Here is a 23,080-nt window from a genome sequence, read left to right as displayed (position 1 = left end):
TGAGGATGTATTTATGGCTAATCTTTCAGTCGCTAAATTTGGTGGCACAAGTGTGGCAAATTATGCCGCCATGACAGCTTGTGCAAAAATTGTGATCGCCGATCCGAATACAAGAGTGGTCGTTCTTTCGGCTTCTGCGGGAGTAACAAATTTATTAGTCGCTTTAGCAAATGGTTGCGAAGCAACGCAACGAGCTAAATTATTAGCCGAAGTGCGTCAAATCCAGGAAAATATTTTAAACGAACTAAAGGATGCCGGCACCGTTCGTCTTGAAATTGAAGAATTACTGACTAATATCGAATATTTGGCGGAAGCGGCAAGTTTAGCTACATCATCAGCCTTAACCGACGAATTAATCAGCCACGGCGAAATGATGTCGACTAAAATTTTTGTTCAAGTGTTACGTGAATTAAACGCACAGGCAACTTGGGTTGACGTGCGTACCGTCGTTGCAACAAACAGCAATTTCGGTAAAGCGGCGCCTGATGACGAACAAACTCAAAAAAATAGCGACAATGTGTTAAAACCGTTGATTGACCGCGGTGAATTGGTAATTACCCAAGGTTTTATCGGGCGCGATCCTAACGGTAAAACAACCACTTTAGGACGCGGCGGTTCGGATTATTCCGCCGCATTAATTGCCGAAGTATTAAATGCCAAAGACGTATTAATCTGGACCGATGTGGCGGGTATTTATTCAACGGATCCCCGTATTGTTCCGAATGCGCAACGCATTGATACCATGAGTTTTGCGGAAGCGGCGGAAATGGCGACTTTTGGCGCGAAAGTGCTACACCCGGCAACATTATTACCGGCGGTGCGCAGTAACATTCCGGTTTATGTGGGCTCAAGTAAGGCACCGGAACAAGGCGGTACATGGGTAACCCGCGATCCTCAACCTCGCCCGACGTTCCGCGCTATCGCTTTGCGCCGCGATCAGACGTTATTAACCTTATCAAGTTTAAATATGTTGCATGCGCAAGGTTTTTTAGCCAATGTATTCAACATCTTGGCAAAACATAAAATTTCAGTGGATACGATCACTACTTCGGAAGTCAGTGTTGCGTTAACCTTGGATAAAACCGGTTCGGCTTCTTCCGGTGCGGAATTGTTATCAAGCGATTTATTAAATGAACTCAGCGAAGTTTGTACGGTAAAAGTGGACACTGGTTTGGCGCTGGTGGCATTAATAGGTAATGATCTGCATTTATCGGCGGGCATTGCGAAACGTATTTTCGGTACAATCGAAGAATACAATATTCGCATGATTAGCTACGGAGCAAGCACAAATAATATCTGTACTTTAGTACATAGCGCCCATGCAGACGACGTCGTCCGTGCATTGCATAAAGAATTATTCGAATAATTGATATTTGAATAAACAAAAAGTGCGGTCAAAAAATTAAAAATTTTGACCGCACTTTTTAATGTATGTAATCGATTAATAATTTTTAGATTCTTCTTTGTCCACCACCACAGGATCCACGTAATATACCGGCGGAATTTCCTGTTTGTTGATTTGTTTCAACGCATGCTCAATAGCGATGGCCACTTGTTTTTTAGGCAATTGGTCAATCGTGTTTTGCATTTTGCCTTGTTTCACATATTCAATCGCCAAAGGAATACCGTCGTAACCGGAAACCAGTACTTTGCCGGCAAGTCCCGCGTTTTCCACAGCGGTAACGGCGCCGATGGCCATGTTATCGTTAGCGGCGAAAATCCCGTTGATATTCGGGTTAGCGGTTAAAATGTTGGTGGTGACGTTAAGCGCCTGCTCCGTTTCCCAGTTGGCGGATTGAGACGCCACGATTTTGATATCCGGATATTCGGCAAAGGCTTTTAAGGCGCCGCCTTTACGTTGTTCGCCGTTATCCACGCCGGGAATTCCTTCCAGGATTGCTACGTTACCTTTTTTACCGATGGCTTCCGCCAGATTTTTCGCTTCCAGATAACCGCCGTTGAAATTATCCACACCTACATAATTGAATTTTAACCCGGCGGCCTCAGCGGCTTTGGCATCAAGACGTACGTCTAAATCGATGATCGGAATGCCCGCTTTTTCGGCTTTCTGGAAAGCGGGAATAAAGGCGATGGAATCATTCGGAGTGACGATGATCGCATCGACTTTTTTAGCGATCATATTTTCTACCAGGCCGACCAATTGTTCGGTGGAGTCCTCTTTTTCCGCTACTTGAACGATTAAGTCGATATTTTTCTCTTTTGCCGTTTCCTCAGCACCTTGACGCATGGAAATAAAATATTCGTTACTTAAGGTTTTCATTAACAGCGCAATTTGCGGTTTATCAGCAGCAAACGCCAAAGCCGGAAGTGCGCTGATTAATGCACTGAATTTAAAAATATTTTTTAATAACTTAGATGCCATAGAAGACTCTCCTTGATTTTGACGTAAACAAATTTGTTTCCGCTGAAACGGGATCAGTGTACCCGGATTTAATTTCTAAAACTGTGACCGTTACCCCATTTTTAACAGAAAAAATAATTTATTCTATATTTTATGATTTAACCGGAAGTTAGCGGAGTGAAAATGACTGATACCAATATTCTGACGCTGAAAAACATTTCAAAAAGTTTTTTCGACGTAACGGTTTTGGAAGATATCAATCTGGATATCAGATGCGGCGAGGTGCTTTGTCTGATTGGGGAAAACGGCGCAGGAAAATCCACCCTGTGTAAGATTATCGCGGGGATCTACAGTCGTGATACGGGCGAAATGCTTTATCAGGGGCAACCCTATTCCCCCACTACGGTAAAAGAAGCGCAGGAAGCGGGCATCGGCTTTATCCATCAGGAATTAATGCTGGTACCGAAATTCACGGTGATGGAAAATATTTTTCTCGGTGCGGAAAAAACCTTATCCTTCGGTCGTATGAACTGGTCGGAAATGCGTGAAAAAACCCAGCATATTATCGACGAACTGGAACTGGATATTAAACCCGACGATTTAATCGCCGATCTTTCCATTGCCCAGCAACAAATGGTGGAAATCGCCAAAGCCGTTTTCAGCGAATATAAAATCATTATTTTCGACGAACCGACATCCTCTATTTCCCGCAAAAACACGGAAGTGTTGTTCAAAATCATTCATCAGCTGAAAGCCAAAAACGTGGCGATGATTTATATTTCTCACCGTCTGGAAGAATTCAAATATATTGCCGATCGCGTTACCGTACTGCGGGACGGACGTATTACCGGTACCATGCGTTACGAAGAAACTTCACCGGAAGACATTGTACGTTTAATGGTGGGACGCAAAGTGGATTTCAGCCGTTATCGCCGCGATACCGTATTTACCCAAGAAAAACTACGGGTGGAAAATATTCAAAGCAAGCATATCAGCCCGATTTCCTTTCAAGTAAACAAAGGTGAAATTTTAGGCTTTGCCGGTCTGGTAGGTGCCGGCCGGACCGAAGTTTTACGCGCCGTTTACGGGGCGGACGAAGCAACCGGCAAGATTTATATCGATCAAAAAGAAATCAGCATTCATTCACCGGAAGATGCGGTTAAACACAAAATCGGCTTTATTACCGAAGATCGCAAATCCCAAGGGTTGGTGCTCGGTATGAGTATCCGTGAAAATATCACCTTACCGATCTTGAAACGCTTCTGGAACGGTTGGCAGTTGGATAAAAAGAAAGAGCGAGAAGTGGTGGAAGCCAACCGCAGCAAGTTGCATATCGTATCCAAGGATCAGGAACAGCAGACTAAAACCCTGTCTGGCGGTAATCAACAAAAAGTGATTTTAGCCCGTTGGCTGGAAAGCGGCGTGGATATTCTGTTTTTTGACGAACCGACGCGCGGTATCGATATCGGCGCCAAGTCGGAAATCTATGACTTAATGCGGCAGTTTACCGAAAACGGCGGAACCATTGTGATGGTATCGTCTGATTTGCCGGAACTCATCACCATTTCCGATCGCGTCATCGTGATGCGTAACGGCGAAAAAGTAAAAGAAATCGCCAATCGCGACGACATTACGGAAGAAAATTTAATGCATGCCATGATCGGTATTTAAAATAAGGATAATTTTATGTTTTCATTTAAAAAATTAATATCCAAACTGGGAATCGGATTAGTCTTGTTATTTATGATTATAGGCATGTCTCTGACCTCTCAGGCGTTTTTATCCACCAATAATATTTTCAATATTTTATTGCAGGTTTCCGTCATTTGCGTGATTTCCGTGGGTATGACCTACGTTATTCTCACCGGCGGAATCGATTTGTCCGTAGGTTCCATCGTGGCATTAAGTGCGGTTTGTCTGGGGCTGTTTACCCATTGGGGGGTGGCATGGCTTGGCGAAAATCCGTCACAAAGCGCATTGCTGGCTGTGGTGTTACTGTCCATTGTTGGAGCCGTTCTGGTCGGTGCCTTATGCGGCTATGTGAACGGCGTGGTGATTGTATACGGCAAAGTTACCTCGTTTATCACCACCCTCGGTATGATGGGGATCGCACGTGGCCTGGCGTTAACCTTATCCAACGGTAAAACCATTTACAATTTCCCCGAACAACTGCGTTTTTTCGGTAACGGACGTCTTGCGGTGACGGAAAATTTCAGTATTCCGATTCCGGTGATTATCGCCCTTATCGTCGTCTTAATCAGTTTCTATGTGTTAACTCAAACCGTGTTCGGTCGCCAGATTTACGCTCTCGGCGGTAATCGCGAAGCGGTGCGGCTGTCCGGGATTAACGTGAATAAGCTGGAAATTAAAACCTATGTGATTAACGGCGCCTTGGCGGCCGTCGGCGCGGTTATTCTGGTGGGGCGTTTAAACGCCGCACAACCTATTGCCGGTACGGGTTATGAGCTGGATGCCATTGCCGCAACGGTAATCGGCGGTACCAGTCTGATGGGCGGTGTGGGTTCGGTGGTCAGCACCTCTATCGGGGCGCTGATTATGGGGGTACTGCAAAACGGTTTGACCCTATTGAACGTAACCTCTTATCTGCAACGCTTGATTATCGGTATGGTAATTATTCTTGCGGTATTCCTCGACCAATTACGACGCGGCGAAGTATCTACCGGTGGCCTGAGACGTATTTTCTTCAGAGAATAACAGCATGAACTATTATTTAGGCATTGACTGCGGCGGAACCTTTATCAAGGCCGCGCTATTTGACGAAAACGGCAATATCCGGGCCTGCGAGCGCGAAAACGTCGCTGTTATCAGTGAGCAATCGGGCTATGCCGAGCGGGATATGCCCGAATTATGGCAAGCCTGTGCCGAAGTTATCCGACGTACCGTAAAATCGAGCGAAATTCCGCCGCACTTGATCAAAAGCGTCGGCATTTCGGCGCAGGGTAAAGGCGCTTTTTTGCTGGATAAAGATAAGCGGCCGCTGGGCCGGGCTATTTTATCTTCCGATCAGCGTTCGCTGCCAATCGTTAAACGCTGGCAGGCGAAAGGATTGGAACAACAAATCTATCCTATATCCCGTCAAAGTTTGTGGACGGGTCACCCCGTTTCCATTTTACGCTGGTTGAAGGAAAACGACGTTCCTCGCTATGATCAAATCCGCCACCTGCTGATGTCTCACGATTATCTGCGTTTTTGCCTGACCGGCGAACTATATTGCGAAGAAAGCAATATTTCTGAAAGCAATCTGTACAACATGGCGACGGGGCAATACGAGCCGCAATTGGCGCGCCTGCTCGGTATTGAAGAAATTATGGATAAATTGCCGCCCATCGTCAAAGCCAACCAAATCGCCGGTTTTGTTACGGAACAGGCTGCGCAGGCATGCGGTTTAACGGCGGGAACGCCGGTAGTGGGCGGCGTATTTGATGTCACGGCGATGACCTTGTGCCTTGCCGATAATCAACCGTATAAACTCAATGTAGTCTTGGGTACTTGGTCCATTGTTACGGGTATTTCCAATGAAATTGACGATAAACAGGCGTTACCTTTCGCCCACGGTCGTTACGTGGAAGCGGGCAAATTTCTGATACAGGAAGCAAGTCCCACTTCCGCCGGCAATCTGGAATGGTTCGTTAAACAGTGGAAGCTGGATTATCAACAGATAAATCAAATGGTCGCCGCCCTTCCGCCGGCACAAAGTGCGGTCATTTTTTTACCGTTTTTGTACGGTACCAATGCCAAATTAGGCATGACCGCCGGATTCTACGGCATGCAGGCACATCACAGTCAAGCCCATTTGTTACAGGCGGTTTACGAAGGAGTGTTGTTCAGTCTGATGATCCATCTGGAACGTATGTATCAACGTTTCCCGCAGGTGCAAACGCTGCGCGTCACCGGCGGACCGGCAAAATCCGCCGTCTGGCTGCAAATGCTGGCGGATCTGACAGGTAAAACCCTGGAAATACCGGAAGTGGAAGAAATCGGTTGTCTGGGTGCCGCATTAATGGCGGCGGAAGGAGTTAACGGCGACAGCCTTGCGCTAAAACAACATCAGGCGTTGCGCGTCATTCAGCCGAATCCCGCCAATTTCGACGCTTATCAACACAAATACCGACAATATCGGAAACTGACGAAGTTACTGGAACAAATGGCGTAATGGCATGAAATATTAAAGATAACCGCACTAAAAAGTGCGGTTGTTTTTTTGAAGTGTTTAAAAATTTTGTGATTTTTGACCGCACTTTTTACTATTTGTTTTCCTGTTGTAATTTCAAATCGCCTGCGGCTTTTGCCTCGGCTAGTACGGTTTGTAAATCGTCTCCGGTAGAAGCGGAAACGGCGGCGGCTAATGCGCCTTCGACAAGAGGCGCATAGCTTATTGCCACTTTTTCGGCAATTTCCGGATCCAGCAAATCTAATGCGGTTTCTGCACTTAAAATGGCGCTGCCCAAGTCAACCAGAATGACTACGCCGTCGGCGCTGAATACCTCTTCGATTGCGCTCATGATTTTTACCGCATCGGTGCCGATGGGGTTTTCTTCATCGTCGATACCGGCGGCTACGGCGATTTTGCAACCGCCGGTTACCATTTGACCCGCCAATTCGGCAACGCCGTCGGCCAGTTTTTTGCTATGTGAAACAATAACCAGATTAACCATAATCTCTCCTATTTCACCGCATTATATAAGGCTTCGAGCATATAAGTGGTGGACGTGGCGCCCGGATCCTGATGCCCGGCGCTACGTTCCGCCAAATAGCTGGCACGCCCTTTTTTAGCGATAAGCGGAATAGTCGCCTGCAAGGAAATATTGGCTTTTTCGACCGCACTTTTCAATAGCGCATCAAGAGGTTGATTACCGTCCTCCTGTTCCAGCTGGTTGACAACCGGCAGCCATACATCGCACATGGTTTTGTCGCCGAGTTCGGCATGCCCGCGCGAAACAATACCGGCAACGCCGTCTTTTAGCACTTGAACGAGTTCTTCAAAAGAAATTTCTTCTTTTCCGACCGCACTTTGCGCCCCCTTAATGAAAAAAGTACCGTAAAGCGGACCGCTTGCGCCGCCCACTTGCGAAAGCAAAGTCATACCGACGTTTTTTAAAATCGTCCCGATATCTTTATCTTTGATAGTCGGAAGTTTATCCATTACTTTACTGAAACCCCGTTGCATATTCAGCCCGTGGTCGCCGTCGCCGATTGCCGTGTCTAATTCGGTCAGATAATCCCGCCGTTCGTTGAATGTCCGATTGCAATTTTCCAGCCATTGTAAAATTTGTTGTTTGGTTAAAGCCATATACTTCTCCTTGCTTTAAACTATTTTCCCCAACGCAATGCCGGCGTATTTACCGGTGCGTCCCAAAGCGAAAGAATTTCATCGTCCACTTTCAATAGGGTGACGGACATGCCCTGCATATCTAATGAGGTACAGTAAGAGCCGATTAGATTGCGTTCAATGGTCAAGCCGAATTTTTCACAACATTCGGTTAATTTGTTATATACGCCGTATAATTCGGAAAGCGGAACGGATCCTAAATTATTCACCAAGGCAATAACGCGATCGCCCGGTTGCAGGGCTTGTTTTTGTTCGGTTACTTCATTCCATTGATTGGCTTGGCAATCCCAGCGGCGCATTTTGCGCTCGTAGTTGCCGTTTTCAATTATGGTGTCGAACATTTGTTGAACGGTTTTATCCAGATTTTCGAAAGGACGGCGTTCAATGCCAGGTTCGCCGTGAATACCTACGCCGAATTCCATTTCGTTTTCGGCTAAGGTAAATGAAGGTTTACCGGCCGCCGGTACGGTGCAGGCGCCTAATGCGATGCCGAGAGAATGCCCTTGATTATTGAGTTTGTAACCAAGTTCCGCCAGTTGGCTGAGGTTGTAGCCTTTATCGGCGGCGGCACCTAATAATTTTTCCATAATAACGGTGTTGGCGACGCCGCGACGACCGGCGGTGTATAAACTGTCTTTTACCGCCACATCATCATCAACTAAAACCGTTGCCACCTGATTGCCCATATCCGCTAACAGTTCCGTAGCCGTTTCGAAATTTAATACGTCGCCGGTATAATTTTTTATCAGCAACAAAACGCCTTCGCCGCTGTCAACCGCCATGGCGCATTCCATCATTTGATCCGGTGTCGGCGAGGTGAAAATTGCCCCCGGGCAAGCGCCGTCTAACATACCTTCACCCACAAAACCTGCGTGCATCGGTTCATGGCCGCTACCGCCGCCGGAAATAATTGCGACTTTACCCGCTACCGGCGCATCGGCACGGCGAACATAAACGGGTTCGGTATTTAATACTAATTGAGGATGAGACTTTGCCAATCCTTGTAATTGTTCGTCAAGGACGGTTTCAACGGAGTTAATGAGTTTTTTCATACCATATCTTCCTTCATTACTGGTTTAAGATGAAGAGACTATAAGCGAAAGAGAAAAATAATTCTGTTAGCGGTATCACAAAATAAGAAAATGAGCGAAAAGGAAAATAAAATGGCGATATTACAGACAATTTGTCGTTTCTAATTAGCGCCTTTTAATTTTATGAATACGGTTTAAATTATTGTGTTTTAACGCTACATAATACGTCGTATTTCAGCTAGAATGTGTTTCTCTTTTTCCGCTTAAAAATAAAAAAATTATGTTATTAGAGGTTCTTTTTTATATCGGGCTTATCGTCGAAGCGATGACCGGCGCGCTTTCTGCCGGACGGGAGAAAATGGATATTTTCGGGGTGATCGTGATTGCATTTATGCCGGCGTTAGGGGGCGGTTTAATGCGGGATATTATTCTCGGCAATTACCCGGTAAATTTTATCGCCAACCCTCATTGGGTGTTAATTGTGGCTATTACGGCACTCGCCACTATATTTATTGCACCTTTAATTACTCACTTTAACCGCTCGTTTCGGACGGTTTTTCTTGTGTTAGACGGGCTGGGGCTGATTTTATTTTCTATTTTTGGTACGCAAATTGCGTTAGATATGGGGTTTGGTTTGACAGTCGCTTCCATTTCGGCGATTTTAACCGGTGCCTTTGGCGGTGTATTGCGAGATATTTTATGTAACCGGATTCCGTTAATTTTCCAAAAAGAACTTTATGCCTTTATTGCCTTTTTTACCGCTTGTCTCTATATTGGATTACAGCATTTAGGGTTATCAATTAATTTAACCGTAATGATTACGCTGACGGTCGGATTTATTTTCCGCTTGCTCGCCATTTATTTCAGTTGGGGATTCCCGGTATTTGATTATCATGAAGAAGAAATGTCGCCGAAAGAAATAATGCCGAGATTACCGAAAAGACGTAAATATAAAGAAAAATAGAGGTTTTTATGACAGATTTAATTCAAATGGGAAAGCGGGCTAAACAAGCGGCTTTTGCGCTTTCTCAACTTTCCCAACAAGAGAAAAACCACGCTTTGGCATTAATCGCTGAACGGTTGGAAGCTCAACAGGAACGCATTTTAGCGGAAAACGCCAAGGATATTCAGGCGGCCCGGGAAAACGGTTTATCCGAATCCATTATTGATCGTCTGCTGTTAACAAAAGAGCGTTTGACCGGCATTGCCGATGATGTCCGCCATGTGATTTCCTTAGCGGATCCGGTCGGTAAAATTATTGACGGCGGCGTGTTGGACAGCGGTTTGAAGTTAGAACGAATCCGTACTCCGCTGGGTGTTATCGGCACGATTTATGAAGCCCGTCCGAATGTGACTATTGATGTGGCGAGTCTCTGCCTGAAAACCGGTAATGCGGTGATCCTGCGCGGCGGAAAGGAAACGCAGCATTCCAATAAAATTTTAGTGGAAGTGGTACAAAATGCCTTGCAACAGGCAGGGCTACCAGAAATGGCGGTACAGGCGATTACCGATCCTGATCGCGCACTGGTTATGGAATTGCTGCATTTAGATAAATATGTGGACATGATTATTCCCCGCGGCGGTGCCGGATTACAGGCGCTTTGCCGGGATAACTCCAGCATTCCGGTGATTGTCGGCGGCATCGGTGTTTGTCATATTTTTGTGGAACAAAGTGCGGATCAAGACCGATCGCTGGCGGTGATTGAAAACGCGAAAACGCAACGCCCAAGTACTTGTAATACGGTTGAAACCTTATTGGTGCAAGAAAGTATCGCCGAAGAATTTTTGCCGAAACTTGCCCGCCGATTGAAAACAAAAGAGGTAAAATTTCATGCGGATTCTACCGCACTTTCTATTTTGCAAGGCGTAAGTGCCGATGTTAAGCCGGTAACCGAGCAACAGTTACGTAACGAATGGCTGACTTATGATTTGAACGTGGTTATCGTAAAAGGCATTGAGGAAGCGGTTGAACATATTCGGGAATACGGCAGCGAGCATTCGGAGAGTATTTTAACGGAGTCGCAAAAACTCGCTAATCAGTTTGTAGCGCAAGTGGATGCAGCGGCGGTTTATGTGAATGCCAGCACCAGATTTACCGACGGCGGTCAGTTCGGACTTGGCGCCGAAGTCGCCGTGAGTACGCAAAAATTGCATGCGAGAGGCCCGATGGGGTTGGAAGCATTAACTACTTATAAATGGGTTTGCGTGGGGGATTACACTTCAAGAGCCTAAGGAGTTATTTTTCCCCCCTCAGTCACTACGTGACAGCTCCCCCCAAAGGTGGGAGCGAAACCTAATTCTATTTACACAAATAAGATGGCGGTGTGGCAGTTCCCTGCCCCATAAGGGCGGGAGCGAAACCTAATTTTATTTACGCAGATAAGATGGCGGCGTGGCAGTTCCCCGCCCCATAAAGGTGGGAGCGAAACCAAATTCTATTTACGCAGATAAGAGGATGGCATGGCAGCTCTCATTAAAGATAAGAGCGAAATTCAAGCCTATTTGCGCAGATAAGGCGGTGATAGCTTCCATAAAGGCGGGCGCAAAATCCGAGGTGATATTTAATTCATTTTTTATATGTTACTAAATCGAATTTCGCCAAATTTCTACCGCACTTTATAAAAATATCGTTCTCGGATAGCGCGTGTTTCCGACGTGTTCTCACGTATCAAACTTATTAGAAAACCGTGCTATCGTATAGCACACTTATTGACAGAATAATTAACTCAATTGGCATATCAAATTCGCTCCCACCTTTATGGGGGGAGCTGTCACGTAGTGACTGAGGGGGGCTTATTCATCAACGGAATAATAAACCGTACCGATTTCGATTTTGCCCAAACCTCTGGACTCCCGCCATTTATTGGTATCCCGTAATGAATATACGCAACCGCAGTATTCCTGCTTATAAAAACGTTCTTCTTTTCGCAGTTTGTCGGAACGTGCGGAACCGCCGTCTTTACGCCAGTTGAAATCCCAGAAAATTACGTCTTCATATCGGGCGGCGGCACGTCTACCGCAATCATAAACCTGTTCCTGATTTTTCCAGCGTGAAATGCCGAGGCTGGTGGCGATCACCGGAAATCCGTTTTCATGGGCATAAAGTGCGGTACGTTCCAGTCGCATATCGAAACATTTGGTGCATCGGGCGCCGCGTTCCGGTTCATGTTCCAGTCCTTTGGTACGTTTGAACCATTCGTCGCGATCATAATCCGCATCAATAAAAGGAATATTATTTTTATCCGCAAAGCGTTTGTTTTCATCTTTTCGGATTAAATATTCGCGATGAGGGTGAATATTCGGGTTGTAGAAGAAGATTGTAAATTGCACGTCAGAAGCTTTCACCGCAGCGATTATTTCGCCGGAACAAGGCGCGCAGCAAGTGTGCAGCAAAAGTTTATTGTGCCCTTCGGGCAGTTCAAGTTTAGGACGCACATAAGGGGCGTTCGGATCTTTCCGCGCGTTTTGTTTTTTTTGTGAAATTCGCTGAAAATTTACCGCACTTTTCACAATTTCATTAATATCGTCTGTCATAAGGTTTCACTAAATAGCTAAAATAGAAAAGGACACAAATTGTGTCCTACGGATAAAAAATTAGTAGGCTCGATCGACCGAAAGATAAGCAAGGGAAATCATTGCTCGTTTGTAAATGTTGTCAGGTAACGGCGCAAGGGCGTCAACCGCTTTTTGCGCTTCCTGTTTGGCATGTTCCATTGCATAATCCAGAGATTTATGTTCGTGCATAATTGTCAGGACTTCATCTAAGGCATCACGATTACCTCCTTGCAAAATGATATTGCGGATAAGCTCGGCTTGTTGCGGGTTACCGTGGCGCATTGCGTGTAGCAACGGCAGTGTCGGTTTACCTTCGGCTAAATCGTCACCGATGTTTTTACCTAAGGTTGCCGCATTGGCGCTGTAATCCAGAATATCATCCACTAACTGAAACGCCGTGCCTAAATAACGGCCGTAATTTTGCAATCCTTCTTCAATTGCGGCGCCGGCATCGGCCAAAATCGCCACCGTTTGAGTGGAAACTTCAAATAAGCGGGCTGTTTTGCTGTAAATGACCTTCATATAGTTTTGCTCGGTGGTATCGGGATCACGTACGTTCATTAACTGTTGGACTTCGCCTTCCGCAATTACATTGGTCGCCGCAGACATCACTTGCAAAATGCGCAAAGAACCGAGTTCGGTCATCATTTGGAAAGAACGGGTATGCATATAATCGCCCACTAGCACACTGGCGGCATTACCGAATTCGGCATTCGCGGTAGGATTGCCGCGGCGCATATCGGATTCGTCCACCACATCATCGTGCAAAAGAGTCGCCGTATGTAAAAATTCAATAAAAGCGGCGCAGGTAATATGCTTGTTATCCTGATAATTTAAGGCTTTTGCCGCAAGGTTGGCGATCATCGGGCGAATGCGTTTTCCGCCGCTGTGAATAATATAATAGCCGAGTTGATTAATTAACGGGACGTCCGAATTGAGTTGTGCTAGAATTTCTTCGTTGACTTTTTGCATATCGTCGCTAACGAGCGCTTGGATGGTTTTTATATCCATTAAATTGTTTGTGGTGGTCATTATGCAATTCTTTATGTAATTAAATAGGAAAAGTGCGGTTGATTTTACCCGATTTTCTTTCAATTCTGAAAGCAAACAATGCAATTTTGCTCAAATAAAGAATTTTTTCATATTATTGCAAATTAGAGCTTGCTATCAAGGGAGTTTTTCCGTAGAATTTGCGACCTATTTAAATGATTTTTAATGCGCATAAAATGCAGAGACATTATAAGCGCAAGGTATAGCGGAGTATTTATGTACGCAGTTTTCCAAAGTGGCGGTAAACAACACCGTGTAAGCGAAGGTCAAGTTGTTCGTTTAGAGAAACTTGAAAAAGCAACCGGTGAAACGGTTGAATTCGATTCAGTGTTGATGGTCGTTAACGGTGAAGATGTTAAAATTGGTGCACCAGTAGTTACTGGCGCGAAAGTAGTGGCTGAAGTTGTGGCGCAAGGTCGTGGCGATAAAATCAAAATCGTTAAATTCCGTCGTCGTAAACACAGTCGTAAACAGCAAGGTCATCGTCAGTGGTTCACAGAAGTGAAAATCACTGGGATTCAAGCATAATTTCAGAGGAGATCAAGTAGATGGCAACTAAAAAAGCTGGTGGTTCAACTCGTAACGGTCGTGATTCTGAAGCTAAACGCCTTGGTGTTAAACGTTTCGGTGGCGAATCCGTGTTAGCAGGTAGCATTATCGTTCGTCAACGTGGTACTAAATTCCATGCCGGTAGCAATGTAGGTATGGGTCGTGACCATACTTTATTTGCAACTGCAGACGGTAAAGTAAAATTTGAAGTGAAAGGCGAAAAAAGCCGTAAATACGTAAGCATCGTTACTGAATAATTAACGCGACGTATTAATTTCAAATAGATGAAATTTAAAATGCCCCACAAGTATGTGGGGCATTTTTATTGTTGACTAAAAAACACCTTCTAAAAGAGTGGATTTTTACTTATAAATTAAACAGTTAACTGAAGAATTCTTCGTGAATATATGAAACAGCAACCCTTATTAGGTTTTCTATTCGGGCTGATTGCCGCCTGTATGTGGAGTTCATTACCTCTTTTTGTGCAACAGGTAGTGAAGGTTATGGATATTCAAACTTCCGTTTGGTACAGGTTTGTTTTATCTGCGATTGGCGTACTCTTATTGCTTTGTTTTAGCGGCAAATTTTTTACTTTTAAACGGATTTCGCCTAAAAATACTTTGTTACTCCTGCTTGCCATAGCGGGATTATCCGTTAATTTTTATTTGTATAATTTAGCTTTAAAGTATATTCCGCCGACAACCAGCCAAGTACTCAGCCCGTTATCTTCTTTTATGATGTTATTCGCCGGTGTATTGATTTTTAAAGAAAAAATGGCGCGTCATCAAAAGATTGGACTCGCCGTATTATCACTCGGATTAATCTTATTCTTTAATGAGCGTTTAGACGATTTTTTACAGTTGAATACTTATTTTAAAGGTGTGGTGATGGTTATTGCATCAAGTTTTGTTTGGGTGATTTATGCGATAGTACAGAAAGTATTGCTTTCTCATTTAAGTTCTCAACAAATTTTATTGATGATATATATCGGCTGTACTCTTGTTTTCTTCCCAAATGCGGACATCAAGCAAATATATCAATTAGACGGTTTTCAGCTTGTATGTCTTGTTTTTTCCGGTGTGAATACGATCATTGCCTATGGTTGCTATGCCGAAGCGTTAGATCGTTGGGAAGTGTCTAAAGTAAGCGCTATTTTAACCCAAATTCCGATTTTCACTTTATTGTTTTCCCATTTGGCGGTGATGATTGCGCCAAATTATTTTGTGGCGGTCGAACTGAATTGGATTAGCTATTTAGGGGCGTTTTGTGTTGTATCCGGGGCGATGCTATCCGCTCTTGGACATAAGCTGAAAATGTTAAAAGAGAGAGATTAATGAATCAACAACCCGTCTTAGGTTTTATTTTTGCCTTAATTACCGCAATGGCATGGGGATCTTTGCCGATTGCATTACAACATGTACTGACGGTGATGGGGGCGGAGAGTATCGTTTGGTATCGATTTTTTGTCGCCTCGCTGGCATTATTTTTATTATTAGCCTGGAAGAAAAAACTGCCGGCTTTATCGCAGTTTACGTCTCGTTATTGGAAATTGTCTCTGATCGGCGTACTAGGTTTGGCGGGCAATTTCTTCTTATTTAATTCTTCATTAAATTATATTGAACCGGCGATAACACAAATTTTTATCCATTTATCTTCATTTATGATGTTGATCTGCGGCGTGTTTGTATTTAAAGAAAAACTTGGCGCTCATCAAAAAGCGGGATTGCTCATCCTGATTTTAGGATTGGGTTTATTCTTTAACGATAAATTTGACATGCTGTTCGGTTTGAATATGTATTCTACCGGAATTCTGTTAAGCGTTAGCGCCGCTGTGGTTTGGGTGGCTTACGGTATGGCCCAAAAACTTATGTCGCGGCAATTTACCGCACAACAGATTTTGCTCATTATGTACACGGGTTGCGTAATTGTATTATGTCCTTTTGCGCAATTTTCGCAGATTCAGGGGTTAAGCGGTTTTGCGTTGGGTTGTTTTATTTATTGTTGTCTAAATACGCTTATCGGTTATGGCGCTTATGCCGAAGCGTTAAATCGTTGGGATGTTTCAAAAGTCAGCGTAGTGGTTACCTTAGTGCCGCTATTTACAATCTTATTTTCCAGAATTTTACATGGGCTGGATCCCGCGCATTTTGCGATGCCCCATTTAAATACTGTTAGTTATATCGGGGCATTTGTTGTAGTATTAGGAGCAATTATCTCAGCGGTGGGATATAAATTATTTAAGTATAAAAGGTAAGAAAAGATGAAATTTATTGATGAAGCTTTAATTCGTATTGAAGCTGGTGACGGCGGTAACGGTTGCGTGAGTTTCCGCCGCGAAAAATATATCCCGAAAGGTGGGCCTGACGGCGGCGATGGTGGCGACGGCGGCGACGTTTATTTGATTGCCGATGAAAACCTCAACACCTTGATTGACTATCGTTTTGAAAAACGTTTTGCGGCGGAACGCGGAGAAAACGGGCGCAGTTCAAATTGTACCGGTCATCGCGGTAAAGATATTACGTTGCGCGTGCCGGTGGGGACGAGAGCGATTGATAACGATACGAAAGAGATTATCGGCGATTTAACTAAAAACGGTGCTAAATTATTAGTAGCGAAAGGCGGTTATCACGGTTTGGGTAATACGCGTTTTAAATCTTCCGTAAATCGCGCCCCTCGTCAAAAAACCATGGGCACGCCGGGTGAGAAACGCGATTTACAACTCGAACTGATGTTGTTAGCTGATGTAGGGATGCTGGGTTTGCCGAATGCGGGTAAATCAACTTTTATCCGTGCGGTTTCGGCTGCAAAACCGAAAGTGGCCGATTACCCGTTCACCACATTGGTGCCGAGTTTAGGGGTTGCCCGCGTTGACGCCAATCGCAGTTTCGTGGTGGCGGATATTCCCGGTTTGATTGAAGGCGCTTCCGAAGGCGCCGGCTTAGGAATTCGTTTCTTAAAACATTTAGAGCGTTGCCGCGTATTGATTCATTTAGTGGATATTGCACCGATTGATGAAAGCGATCCGGCGGACAATATCGGTATTATTGAAAGCGAATTGTTTCAATACAGCGAAAAACTGGCGGATAAGCCGCGTTGGTTGGTATTCAATAAAATCGATACCATAAGCGATGAAGAAGCGGCTGAGCGGGCAAAAGACATTACCGAACGATTGGGCTGGGAAGAGGACTATTACCTTATTTCGGCGGCGACCGGTAAAAATATCCCGCAGTTAATTCGTGACATTATGGATTTCATCGAAGCGAATCCTCGTGAAGTTGAAGAGGAAGAAAAAGCGGCGGAAGAAGTGAAATTCAAATGGGATGACTATCATAACGAACAATTATCCGAACGTGGTTTTGATGACGAAGAAGATTGGGACGATGATTGGTCGGAAGAAGATGACGAAGGTGTCGAGTTCATCTATAAGCCATAGCGCTAAAAGTGCGGTGAAAATTTCAGGATTTTTCACCGCACTTTTTTATCGATAAAGATTGTTAAAATTGCCATACCAATATGAGTTGAGTTTAATATGAAAATTTTAGTAACAGGCGGAGCGGGGTTTATCGGTTCCGCATTGATTCGATACATTATTAATCAGCGGCAGGATGAGGTGATTAATCTGGATAAGCTGACTTATGCCGCAAATTTGGATTCCTTAGAGACCGTTTCTTTAAATCCGCGTTATAGTTTTGAACGGGCGGATATTTGTGATCGTGCCGCCTTAGATCGCATTTTTGCCGATCATCAGCCCGATGCAGTCATGCATTTGGCGGCGGAAAGCCATGTGGATCGATCCATTGACGGCGCCGGAATTTTTATTCAAACCAATATTGTCGGCACCTATAGGCTGCTTGAAGCCGCTCGTCATTATTGGAACCGGCTGGATACCGAAAGAAAAAAAACTTTTCGTTTTCATCATATTTCCACCGATGAAGTTTATGGCGATTTAGCCGATAAAAACGCTTTATTTACGGAAGAAACGCCTTATTCGCCTTCAAGCCCTTATTCGGCCTCGAAAGCGTCCGCCGATCATTTAGTGCGGGCGTGGCATCGCACTTATGGTTTGCCGACGATTGTGAGCAATTGCTCAAATAATTACGGCCCGTTTCAGTTTCCGGAAAAACTGATTCCTTTAATGATTTTAAATGCGCTGGAAGGCAAACCTTTACCTGTTTATGGTAAGGGTTTACAAATTCGCGATTGGCTGTTTGTGGAAGATCATGTGCGGGCTTTGTATAAAATACTGACCGAGGGGAGAGTGGGCGAGACTTATAATATTGGCGGCAATAACGAGAAAAGCAATATAGAGGTGGTGAAAACCCTTTGTACTTTATTGGAAGAACTGGTGCCGAATAAACCCGCAGGTGTAATGAAGTATGAAGATCTGATTTGCTATGTTGCCGATCGCCCGGGGCATGATCTTCGTTATGCCATTGATTCAAGCAAAATCAACCGTGAATTAGACTGGCGAGCCGAAGAAAGTTTCGAATCCGGTATGCGGAAAACTTTGCAATGGTATTTGACGAATAAATCTTGGTGGCGGCGCATTTTAAACGGTTCTTATCATTTGGAACGTTTGGGGTTAAATAACTAAGCTTGCGGATTTTTGCACCGCAAGCCTAGCATTAAGATTGGGGTAAGTTATTTTACCGGCGTGCCTTTCAATAGTTTCCGCATCCAGCTGCGGTTCGGATTCAGACAATGCAGAATATCTTCGCTTAAAGGAATCGGTTCTCCATAAATCATAGACGCCAAAATTTCGCCGAGCAACGGCGCGGAAGTTAAACCCCTTGAACCTAAAGCGCCTACCAAATAGAGATTTTCAAATACCGCCGCCTGCGGGATAAACTGTTTGCGGCGGCGCAAATTAAAAATGTTACGGTACTCATCCGCTTGCCGCTCAAAGTCCGGTACATTGCCGACCAGCGGAATCCGATCGCGAACGGCACAGCGAATGCCGGTGCGGGCAAGATTATCGGCGGTGTTCACTTCTTTCGTCCAGTCTTCCGCAATATTCAGCTGAATTTTAGCCTGATTTTCTTGCTGTTCCTGCAGGCTGAAATCGCGGTCTTCACAATCCCGCACATGGCTTGCTCCGATACAGTGAAATTGTTTCGCCTGATCCGCCGGTGTGAGATAACCGTCATAACAAAGCACGGATTTTAATTTTAGCAATTGGCTTGAAGTGGGAATTTGGCTCACTTGACCGCGTACCGAATAAACGGGAATGCGGGAGGTTTGGGTGAATTGTTTGAGTTTATGCCCGTTGGCAATAATTACCGTCTCATGATGAAATTGCTCGTTTTTATCGTTATGCAGAATCCAGCCCTTTTCACTTTGTGAAAGTGCGGTAATTTTTTCAAAAGTTTTTAATTTCAGACCGCACTTTTGCGCAAAGGCAAAGCCGTTTTGTACAAATTGACGGGGCGCTAACCAAGCGCCTTGCGGAATAAAGCCGCCGCCGCACGGCAATGGCAACCCCGCTTTTTCGCTTAATTCCTGTTGATTTAAAGGTTGATATAAACTGGTATCCCAATCGTAGTCAGAAATTTTCGCTAATTTGACCGCACTTTTTTCATCATAAGCGCAAAGTGCTACGCCGCAAAATTCATGTTCAAATTCAATGCCTTGTTGAATCGCCCAACGTAATTGTTGTTGCCCGTAGGCAAAAGCATGAATATAAAAACGGATATTATGAATATCGTCGTCGCTTAATTGAGGATAAAACGCCCCTTGTTTATTGCCCGAAGCGTTGAGCGCAGGCTGTTGGTCTTCGCAATAAAGCGTAACATTTGCACCCCGCTGCAACAGCGAAATTGCGCTAAAAAGTGAGGAAATTCCGCCGCCGATAATGGCAATATCGGTATTTTCAGATAAGGTTGCGCTTCGCGAAAGCAACCAAGGCGTATGTACCACCGGATTTTGTTCGGCATTCAAGGGTTTGAAGCCCTGTAAACATTCCCGTTTTTTGCCGAACCCCTTTCTTTTCTGCAAGCTGAAACCGGCAGATTCTAAACCTTTTTTCACCGCACTTGCCGCCGTAAAGGTAGCGAACGTGCCTGCCGGTTTGGTATAGCGGAACATTTGTTTATATAAATTCTCGTTCCACATTTCAGGATTTTTGCTCGGTGCAAAACCGTCTAAAAACCAGGCGTCTATTTTATTTACCATGTAATCGCCGAGTTGGGGCAGATTGTCCGCAATATCACCGAACCATAGATCCAATGCGGTTTCTTCAAAATGAAAACGATAACAGCCGACAATGGGTTGTAACCAGTTTTGTCGCAGTTGTTCGGCAAGGGAATTAAATTGCGGATAAGCCTGATGAGCCGATCTTAAATCGGCACAACTCATCGGATATTTTTCAAATGAAATAAAAAACAACCGTTTTAACGGGCTGTCGGGATATTGCGTCCGGAATTCTCTGAATAATGCGGTAACCGCCAAAAAGTTTAATCCGGTGCCGAATCCAGTTTCCGCGATAACAAAATGATTTTCGCCGAATTGTAACCAGCGTCGCCATAAATTATTGCCTTCCTGAAAAACATAGCGGCTTTCTTCAAGTCCGTCTGCGGTTGAAAAATAAATATCATCAAATTGCTCCGAAACGGGCGTATTGTCCCGATTAAAATGAATATGGGCGGCGGTAACTTTCAACATAGAGACAAATTTCCTTTATTTCTTACTTCATAAGCTCTTATGATACGCTTAAATCGGAATGAATACCAAAATGGCGCGAATTAGCGATTTTTTGTTTACTGGTCGTATGTTAAAATTAATACTTGCAATATTTTATATTCATAGTAAATTAGCTTTCAGCTAACAAATGTAAGTTGAAATATTTCAATGTTTCTCTTGAACAGATAAGGAAAAAATAATGAAAAGAGCAGTGATTACAGGTTTTGGTGTAATTTCAAGCATCGGTAATAATAAAGAAGAAGTTTTAGCTTCTTTAAAAGCAGGTAAATCAGGAATTGAAATCGTACCGAGTTTTGTAGAAATGGGTATGCGTAGCCATGTCGCCGGAACAGTTAAGTTAAATCCTGCCGAATTAATTGATCGTAAAATTTATCGTTTTATGGGTGATGCCGCCGCTTATGCCTACCTGTCAATGAAAGAAGCTATTGAAGATGCAGGTCTTAGCGAAGATCAGGTTTCTAATGAGCGTACAGGTCTTGTTATCGGTGCCGGTATCGGTTCGGCGCATTATCAGGTGAAAGCGGCCGATGCGGCACGCGGTTCCCGTGGTGTTAAAGCAATTGGTCCTTATGCGGTAACTAAAACCATGTCTTCAAGTGTTTCCGCTTGTTTGGCAACTCCGTTCAAAATTAAAGGCGTTAACTATTCTATCAGTTCCGCTTGTGCAACTTCGGCACATTGTATCGGTAATGCCTTTGAGTTAATTCAATTAGGTAAACAAGATATTGTTTTCGCAGGCGGTGCGGAAGAATTATCCTGGGAAGGAGCGGCACAATTCGATGCAATGGGTGCCGTTTCAACCAAATATAATGAAACCCCGGAAAAAGCGTCTCGCGCTTATGATGCGGATCGTGACGGTTTCGTTATTGCCGGCGGCGGTGCGGTTGTTGTTGTTGAAGAATTAGAACACGCTCTTGCCCGCGGTGCAAAAATTTATGCGGAAATCGTAGGCTACGGCGCGACTTCAGACGGTTACGACATGGTAGCGCCAAGCGGCGAAGGTGCGGAACGTTGCATGAAACAAGCGATGGCGAATATTGATACGCCGATCGACTATATCAACGTTCACGGTACTTCAACACCGGTTGGTGACGTGAAAGAATTAGGCGCAATCAGAAATGTATTTGGTGAAGCCAAACCGGCAATTTCTTCAACAAAATCCATGACAGGTCACTCGTTAGGTGCGGCTGGTGCGCACGAAGCGATTTATACGTTATTAATGTTACACAACGACTTTATCGCCCCAAGCATTAACATCGAAACATTAGACGAGCAGGCCGAAGGTTTAAATATCGTTACCGAAACAAAAGAAAATGCAGGTTTACAAACCGTGATGTCAAACAGCTTTGGTTTCGGCGGTACGAACGCTACATTAGTGTTCAAACGTTACGCTAAATAATCTCAGGCTTTACTAATAAAAAAACTGCGGTAAGAAATACCGCAGTTTTTTTAGGTACGTTATAAATATAACGCCATTACAATGGCATTTTCCCTGCCGCCGTCGGGTGTAGGGTAATAATTTTTACGAATATCCACTTCATTAAAACCTAATCGGTCATAAAGTCGTTTAGCCGTTTGATTTGACTCCCGTACTTCCAACCACAAAGTCGCCACATTTTTTTCCCGTAACCGCTTAATCAGCTCACTTAATAGGGCTTTGCCGATTCCTTGCCCCTGACAAACGGGGTCAATAGCAATATTAAATAAAGTCGCCTCATCCAACACGGTTTGGCATATAGCAAAGCCCGCAATATGATTTTGAACGGAGCTCTTAAGATTAAGATAGCGTTCCCCCTGATTGTTTTGCAGCGTACCCATTGACCATGGCACTAAATGCGCCGCTTGTTCGATTTCAAACAGGCGATCGAAATCCTCTGCCTGAATTGGTGAAATTTCAGTCATAATTTATAACGAAGTTTGAATTTGTTTCCAAAGGGCTTGTTTTGCGCGCCGATCCAGCTTTAATCGCGGCAAATCCGGCGTTTGCCAAAGAGAATTTTGTAACGTACAAAATGTCAAAGTTTGCTCGATTATCCCTTGTTCATCAGATAATAACCAATAATTAACGGGATGCTGCACCGTCAAATGCGCCGCCTGCGAAAAAGTCAAAAATAAACAATCTTGTAGCTTGATTTCGGCGCTACGTAGCACATCTTGAATAAAAAAATCACGGGCACTTAATGTGCATTCGGCAATAACCAGCAGGCGAATATGTTCTTCCACGGCGATATTTATCGCCCCTTTCAATACGTCAGGACGACGTAATTGCCATTGAGTAATCCCCAATTCCTGTAAAAGATGATCCCGTCGATTCACTTTTTTTCCCGTAAAATTAAATTGTGGTTATTAGTCGGATTATCGGCGATATGTTATCAATCCAATCCGAACCTTGAGAATAAGTTTAAACCGGCATAATAAACTCTTCGTTTTGTTTAAGGGTTGATTTCTTATATAATGAAGCTCTTTTATTTTAACTTATCTGCT

The 23,080-nt window shown here is 44.3% G+C and carries 22 protein-coding genes; 13 read left to right on the top strand and 9 right to left on the bottom strand.

Going from position 1 to position 23,080, the window contains the following annotated elements; genetic code table 11:
• The first annotated feature begins 13 nt into the window (after nucleotides 1-13).
• Nucleotides 14-1,366: a lysine-sensitive aspartokinase 3 gene (gene lysC, locus A4G13_RS05520; RefSeq protein ID WP_011200781.1), complete on the top strand. Its 1,353-nt coding sequence runs from the start codon at nucleotides 14-16 to the stop codon at nucleotides 1,364-1,366.
• A gap of 75 nt (nucleotides 1,367-1,441) precedes the next feature.
• Here lysC and A4G13_RS05515 read toward each other — a convergent pair whose 3' ends face one another.
• Nucleotides 1,442-2,383, bottom strand: coding sequence for a sugar ABC transporter substrate-binding protein (locus tag A4G13_RS05515; RefSeq protein ID WP_090655201.1), 942 nt, complete (start codon nucleotides 2,381-2,383; stop codon nucleotides 1,442-1,444).
• 162 nt (nucleotides 2,384-2,545) lie between these two features.
• On the opposite strand from A4G13_RS05515, the gene A4G13_RS05510 reads away from it, so the two are divergent.
• The 3 genes from A4G13_RS05510 to A4G13_RS05500 are packed head-to-tail and all read left to right on the top strand — an operon-like array spanning nucleotide 2,546 to nucleotide 6,536.
• Nucleotides 2,546-4,033: a sugar ABC transporter ATP-binding protein gene (locus tag A4G13_RS05510; protein ID WP_090655204.1), complete on the top strand. Its 1,488-nt coding sequence runs from the start codon at nucleotides 2,546-2,548 to the stop codon at nucleotides 4,031-4,033.
• Nucleotides 4,034-4,048: 15 nt separating this feature from the next.
• Nucleotides 4,049-5,077 carry an ABC transporter permease gene (locus A4G13_RS05505; RefSeq protein ID WP_090655208.1) on the top strand — a complete coding sequence of 343 codons (1,029 nt, stop codon included), beginning with the start codon at nucleotides 4,049-4,051 and terminating at the stop codon, nucleotides 5,075-5,077.
• 4 nt (nucleotides 5,078-5,081) lie between these two features.
• On the top strand, nucleotides 5,082-6,536 hold the full coding sequence (locus A4G13_RS05500) for an FGGY-family carbohydrate kinase (RefSeq protein WP_090655211.1): 1,455 nt from the start codon (nucleotides 5,082-5,084) through the stop codon (nucleotides 6,534-6,536).
• 91 nt (nucleotides 6,537-6,627) lie between these two features.
• Here the strand turns inward: A4G13_RS05500 and dhaM are convergent, their stop codons facing one another.
• The 3 genes from dhaM to dhaK are packed head-to-tail and all read right to left on the bottom strand — an operon-like array spanning nucleotide 6,628 to nucleotide 8,764.
• The gene (gene dhaM / locus A4G13_RS05495) at nucleotides 6,628-7,038 is read right to left on the bottom strand and encodes a dihydroxyacetone kinase phosphoryl donor subunit DhaM (protein WP_011200776.1); all 411 of its coding nucleotides are present in this window, start codon (nucleotides 7,036-7,038) and stop codon (nucleotides 6,628-6,630) included.
• An 8-nt stretch (nucleotides 7,039-7,046) separates the two neighbouring features.
• Nucleotides 7,047-7,673 carry a dihydroxyacetone kinase subunit DhaL gene (gene dhaL / locus A4G13_RS05490; protein ID WP_011200775.1) on the bottom strand — a complete coding sequence of 209 codons (627 nt, stop codon included), beginning with the start codon at nucleotides 7,671-7,673 and terminating at the stop codon, nucleotides 7,047-7,049.
• Nucleotides 7,674-7,693: 20 nt separating this feature from the next.
• Nucleotides 7,694-8,764, bottom strand: a complete 1,071-nt coding sequence (gene dhaK, locus A4G13_RS05485) for a dihydroxyacetone kinase subunit DhaK (RefSeq protein ID WP_090655214.1) — start codon at nucleotides 8,762-8,764, stop codon at nucleotides 7,694-7,696.
• 259 nt (nucleotides 8,765-9,023) lie between these two features.
• Between dhaK and A4G13_RS05480 the strand changes: the two genes are divergently transcribed.
• Together A4G13_RS05480 and proA are read left to right on the top strand one after the other, a co-directional pair.
• Nucleotides 9,024-9,707 (top strand): trimeric intracellular cation channel family protein, encoded by a 684-nt coding sequence (locus A4G13_RS05480; protein ID WP_090655217.1) that lies wholly within the window; start codon nucleotides 9,024-9,026, stop codon nucleotides 9,705-9,707.
• 8 nt (nucleotides 9,708-9,715) lie between these two features.
• Nucleotides 9,716-10,975: a glutamate-5-semialdehyde dehydrogenase gene (proA, locus tag A4G13_RS05475; RefSeq protein WP_090655220.1), complete on the top strand. Its 1,260-nt coding sequence runs from the start codon at nucleotides 9,716-9,718 to the stop codon at nucleotides 10,973-10,975.
• A gap of 561 nt (nucleotides 10,976-11,536) precedes the next feature.
• Here proA and A4G13_RS05470 read toward each other — a convergent pair.
• Both A4G13_RS05470 and ispB read right to left on the bottom strand, forming a co-directional pair.
• Nucleotides 11,537-12,277 carry an epoxyqueuosine reductase QueH gene (locus tag A4G13_RS05470; RefSeq protein ID WP_090655223.1) on the bottom strand — a complete coding sequence of 247 codons (741 nt, stop codon included), beginning with the start codon at nucleotides 12,275-12,277 and terminating at the stop codon, nucleotides 11,537-11,539.
• A gap of 60 nt (nucleotides 12,278-12,337) precedes the next feature.
• Nucleotides 12,338-13,309 carry an octaprenyl diphosphate synthase gene (gene ispB / locus A4G13_RS05465; protein WP_041640219.1) on the bottom strand — a complete coding sequence of 324 codons (972 nt, stop codon included), beginning with the start codon at nucleotides 13,307-13,309 and terminating at the stop codon, nucleotides 12,338-12,340.
• 255 nt (nucleotides 13,310-13,564) lie between these two features.
• On the opposite strand from ispB, the gene rplU reads away from it, so the two are divergent.
• The 6 genes from rplU (at nucleotide 13,565) to rfbB (ending at nucleotide 18,491) form a co-directional block, all read left to right on the top strand.
• Nucleotides 13,565-13,876 carry a 50S ribosomal protein L21 gene (gene rplU / locus A4G13_RS05460; protein WP_011200769.1) on the top strand — a complete coding sequence of 104 codons (312 nt, stop codon included), beginning with the start codon at nucleotides 13,565-13,567 and terminating at the stop codon, nucleotides 13,874-13,876.
• 20 nt (nucleotides 13,877-13,896) lie between these two features.
• Complete coding sequence (gene rpmA, locus A4G13_RS05455; RefSeq protein ID WP_005760959.1) at nucleotides 13,897-14,154, top strand: 50S ribosomal protein L27; 258 nt, start codon at nucleotides 13,897-13,899, stop codon at nucleotides 14,152-14,154.
• A gap of 150 nt (nucleotides 14,155-14,304) precedes the next feature.
• A complete protein-coding gene (locus tag A4G13_RS05450) occupies nucleotides 14,305-15,231 on the top strand; it encodes a DMT family transporter (protein ID WP_090655227.1) in 927 nt (308 codons plus the stop codon).
• Nucleotides 15,231-16,151: a DMT family transporter gene (locus tag A4G13_RS05445; protein WP_011200766.1), complete on the top strand. Its 921-nt coding sequence runs from the start codon at nucleotides 15,231-15,233 to the stop codon at nucleotides 16,149-16,151. The genes A4G13_RS05450 and A4G13_RS05445 overlap by 1 nt, the downstream gene beginning before the upstream one ends.
• A 6-nt stretch (nucleotides 16,152-16,157) precedes the next feature.
• Complete coding sequence (gene cgtA / locus A4G13_RS05440) at nucleotides 16,158-17,330, top strand: Obg family GTPase CgtA (RefSeq protein WP_090655231.1); 1,173 nt, start codon at nucleotides 16,158-16,160, stop codon at nucleotides 17,328-17,330.
• 96 nt (nucleotides 17,331-17,426) lie between these two features.
• The gene (gene rfbB / locus A4G13_RS05435) at nucleotides 17,427-18,491 is read left to right on the top strand and encodes a dTDP-glucose 4,6-dehydratase (RefSeq protein ID WP_090655234.1); all 1,065 of its coding nucleotides are present in this window, start codon (nucleotides 17,427-17,429) and stop codon (nucleotides 18,489-18,491) included.
• A 47-nt stretch (nucleotides 18,492-18,538) separates the two neighbouring features.
• Here rfbB and mnmC read toward each other — a convergent pair whose 3' ends face one another.
• Entirely contained in the window at nucleotides 18,539-20,557 is a 2,019-nt protein-coding gene (gene mnmC, locus A4G13_RS05430) for a bifunctional tRNA (5-methylaminomethyl-2-thiouridine)(34)-methyltransferase MnmC2/FAD-dependent 5-carboxymethylaminomethyl-2-thiouridine(34) oxidoreductase MnmC1 (protein ID WP_090655236.1), read from the bottom strand.
• 217 nt (nucleotides 20,558-20,774) lie between these two features.
• On the opposite strand from mnmC, the gene fabB reads away from it, so the two are divergent.
• Nucleotides 20,775-21,995, top strand: a complete 1,221-nt coding sequence (gene fabB, locus A4G13_RS05425; protein WP_011200762.1) for a beta-ketoacyl-ACP synthase I — start codon at nucleotides 20,775-20,777, stop codon at nucleotides 21,993-21,995.
• Between the two features lie 59 nt (nucleotides 21,996-22,054).
• On the opposite strand, the gene rimI is transcribed toward fabB, so the two are convergent.
• Together rimI and A4G13_RS05415 are read right to left on the bottom strand one after the other, a co-directional pair.
• Nucleotides 22,055-22,498: a ribosomal protein S18-alanine N-acetyltransferase gene (gene rimI, locus A4G13_RS05420; protein WP_011200761.1), complete on the bottom strand. Its 444-nt coding sequence runs from the start codon at nucleotides 22,496-22,498 to the stop codon at nucleotides 22,055-22,057.
• A gap of 3 nt (nucleotides 22,499-22,501) precedes the next feature.
• Nucleotides 22,502-22,912: a DNA polymerase III subunit psi gene (locus A4G13_RS05415; protein ID WP_011200760.1), complete on the bottom strand. Its 411-nt coding sequence runs from the start codon at nucleotides 22,910-22,912 to the stop codon at nucleotides 22,502-22,504.
• Nucleotides 22,913-23,080: the final 168 nt, after the last annotated feature.

Source organism: Basfia succiniciproducens, from assembly GCF_011455875.1.
GTDB lineage: Bacteria > Pseudomonadota > Gammaproteobacteria > Enterobacterales > Pasteurellaceae > Basfia > Basfia succiniciproducens.
The sequence above is the reverse complement of the archived record's forward strand: the minus strand, read 5'-3'. Positions and strand labels throughout refer to the sequence as shown.

Excerpts from the sequence above, each read along its gene's own strand:
- lysC (WP_011200781.1), top strand. The coding sequence starts at position 14 with ATGGCTAATCTTTCAGTCGCTAAATTTGGTGGCACAAGTGTGGCAAAT.
- A4G13_RS05515 (WP_090655201.1), bottom strand. The coding sequence starts at position 2,383 with ATGGCATCTAAGTTATTAAAAAATATTTTTAAATTCAGTGCATTAATC.
- A4G13_RS05510 (WP_090655204.1), top strand. The coding sequence starts at position 2,546 with ATGACTGATACCAATATTCTGACGCTGAAAAACATTTCAAAAAGTTTT.
- A4G13_RS05505 (WP_090655208.1), top strand. The coding sequence starts at position 4,049 with ATGTTTTCATTTAAAAAATTAATATCCAAACTGGGAATCGGATTAGTC.
- A4G13_RS05500 (WP_090655211.1), top strand. The coding sequence starts at position 5,082 with ATGAACTATTATTTAGGCATTGACTGCGGCGGAACCTTTATCAAGGCC.
- dhaM (WP_011200776.1), bottom strand. The coding sequence starts at position 7,038 with ATGGTTAATCTGGTTATTGTTTCACATAGCAAAAAACTGGCCGACGGC.
- dhaL (WP_011200775.1), bottom strand. The coding sequence starts at position 7,673 with ATGGCTTTAACCAAACAACAAATTTTACAATGGCTGGAAAATTGCAAT.
- dhaK (WP_090655214.1), bottom strand. The coding sequence starts at position 8,764 with ATGAAAAAACTCATTAACTCCGTTGAAACCGTCCTTGACGAACAATTA.
- A4G13_RS05480 (WP_090655217.1), top strand. The coding sequence starts at position 9,024 with ATGTTATTAGAGGTTCTTTTTTATATCGGGCTTATCGTCGAAGCGATG.
- proA (WP_090655220.1), top strand. The coding sequence starts at position 9,716 with ATGACAGATTTAATTCAAATGGGAAAGCGGGCTAAACAAGCGGCTTTT.
- A4G13_RS05470 (WP_090655223.1), bottom strand. The coding sequence starts at position 12,277 with ATGACAGACGATATTAATGAAATTGTGAAAAGTGCGGTAAATTTTCAG.
- ispB (WP_041640219.1), bottom strand. The coding sequence starts at position 13,309 with ATGGATATAAAAACCATCCAAGCGCTCGTTAGCGACGATATGCAAAAA.
- rplU (WP_011200769.1), top strand. The coding sequence starts at position 13,565 with ATGTACGCAGTTTTCCAAAGTGGCGGTAAACAACACCGTGTAAGCGAA.
- rpmA (WP_005760959.1), top strand. The coding sequence starts at position 13,897 with ATGGCAACTAAAAAAGCTGGTGGTTCAACTCGTAACGGTCGTGATTCT.
- A4G13_RS05450 (WP_090655227.1), top strand. The coding sequence starts at position 14,305 with ATGAAACAGCAACCCTTATTAGGTTTTCTATTCGGGCTGATTGCCGCC.
- A4G13_RS05445 (WP_011200766.1), top strand. The coding sequence starts at position 15,231 with ATGAATCAACAACCCGTCTTAGGTTTTATTTTTGCCTTAATTACCGCA.
- cgtA (WP_090655231.1), top strand. The coding sequence starts at position 16,158 with ATGAAATTTATTGATGAAGCTTTAATTCGTATTGAAGCTGGTGACGGC.
- rfbB (WP_090655234.1), top strand. The coding sequence starts at position 17,427 with ATGAAAATTTTAGTAACAGGCGGAGCGGGGTTTATCGGTTCCGCATTG.
- mnmC (WP_090655236.1), bottom strand. The coding sequence starts at position 20,557 with ATGTTGAAAGTTACCGCCGCCCATATTCATTTTAATCGGGACAATACG.
- fabB (WP_011200762.1), top strand. The coding sequence starts at position 20,775 with ATGAAAAGAGCAGTGATTACAGGTTTTGGTGTAATTTCAAGCATCGGT.
- rimI (WP_011200761.1), bottom strand. The coding sequence starts at position 22,498 with ATGACTGAAATTTCACCAATTCAGGCAGAGGATTTCGATCGCCTGTTT.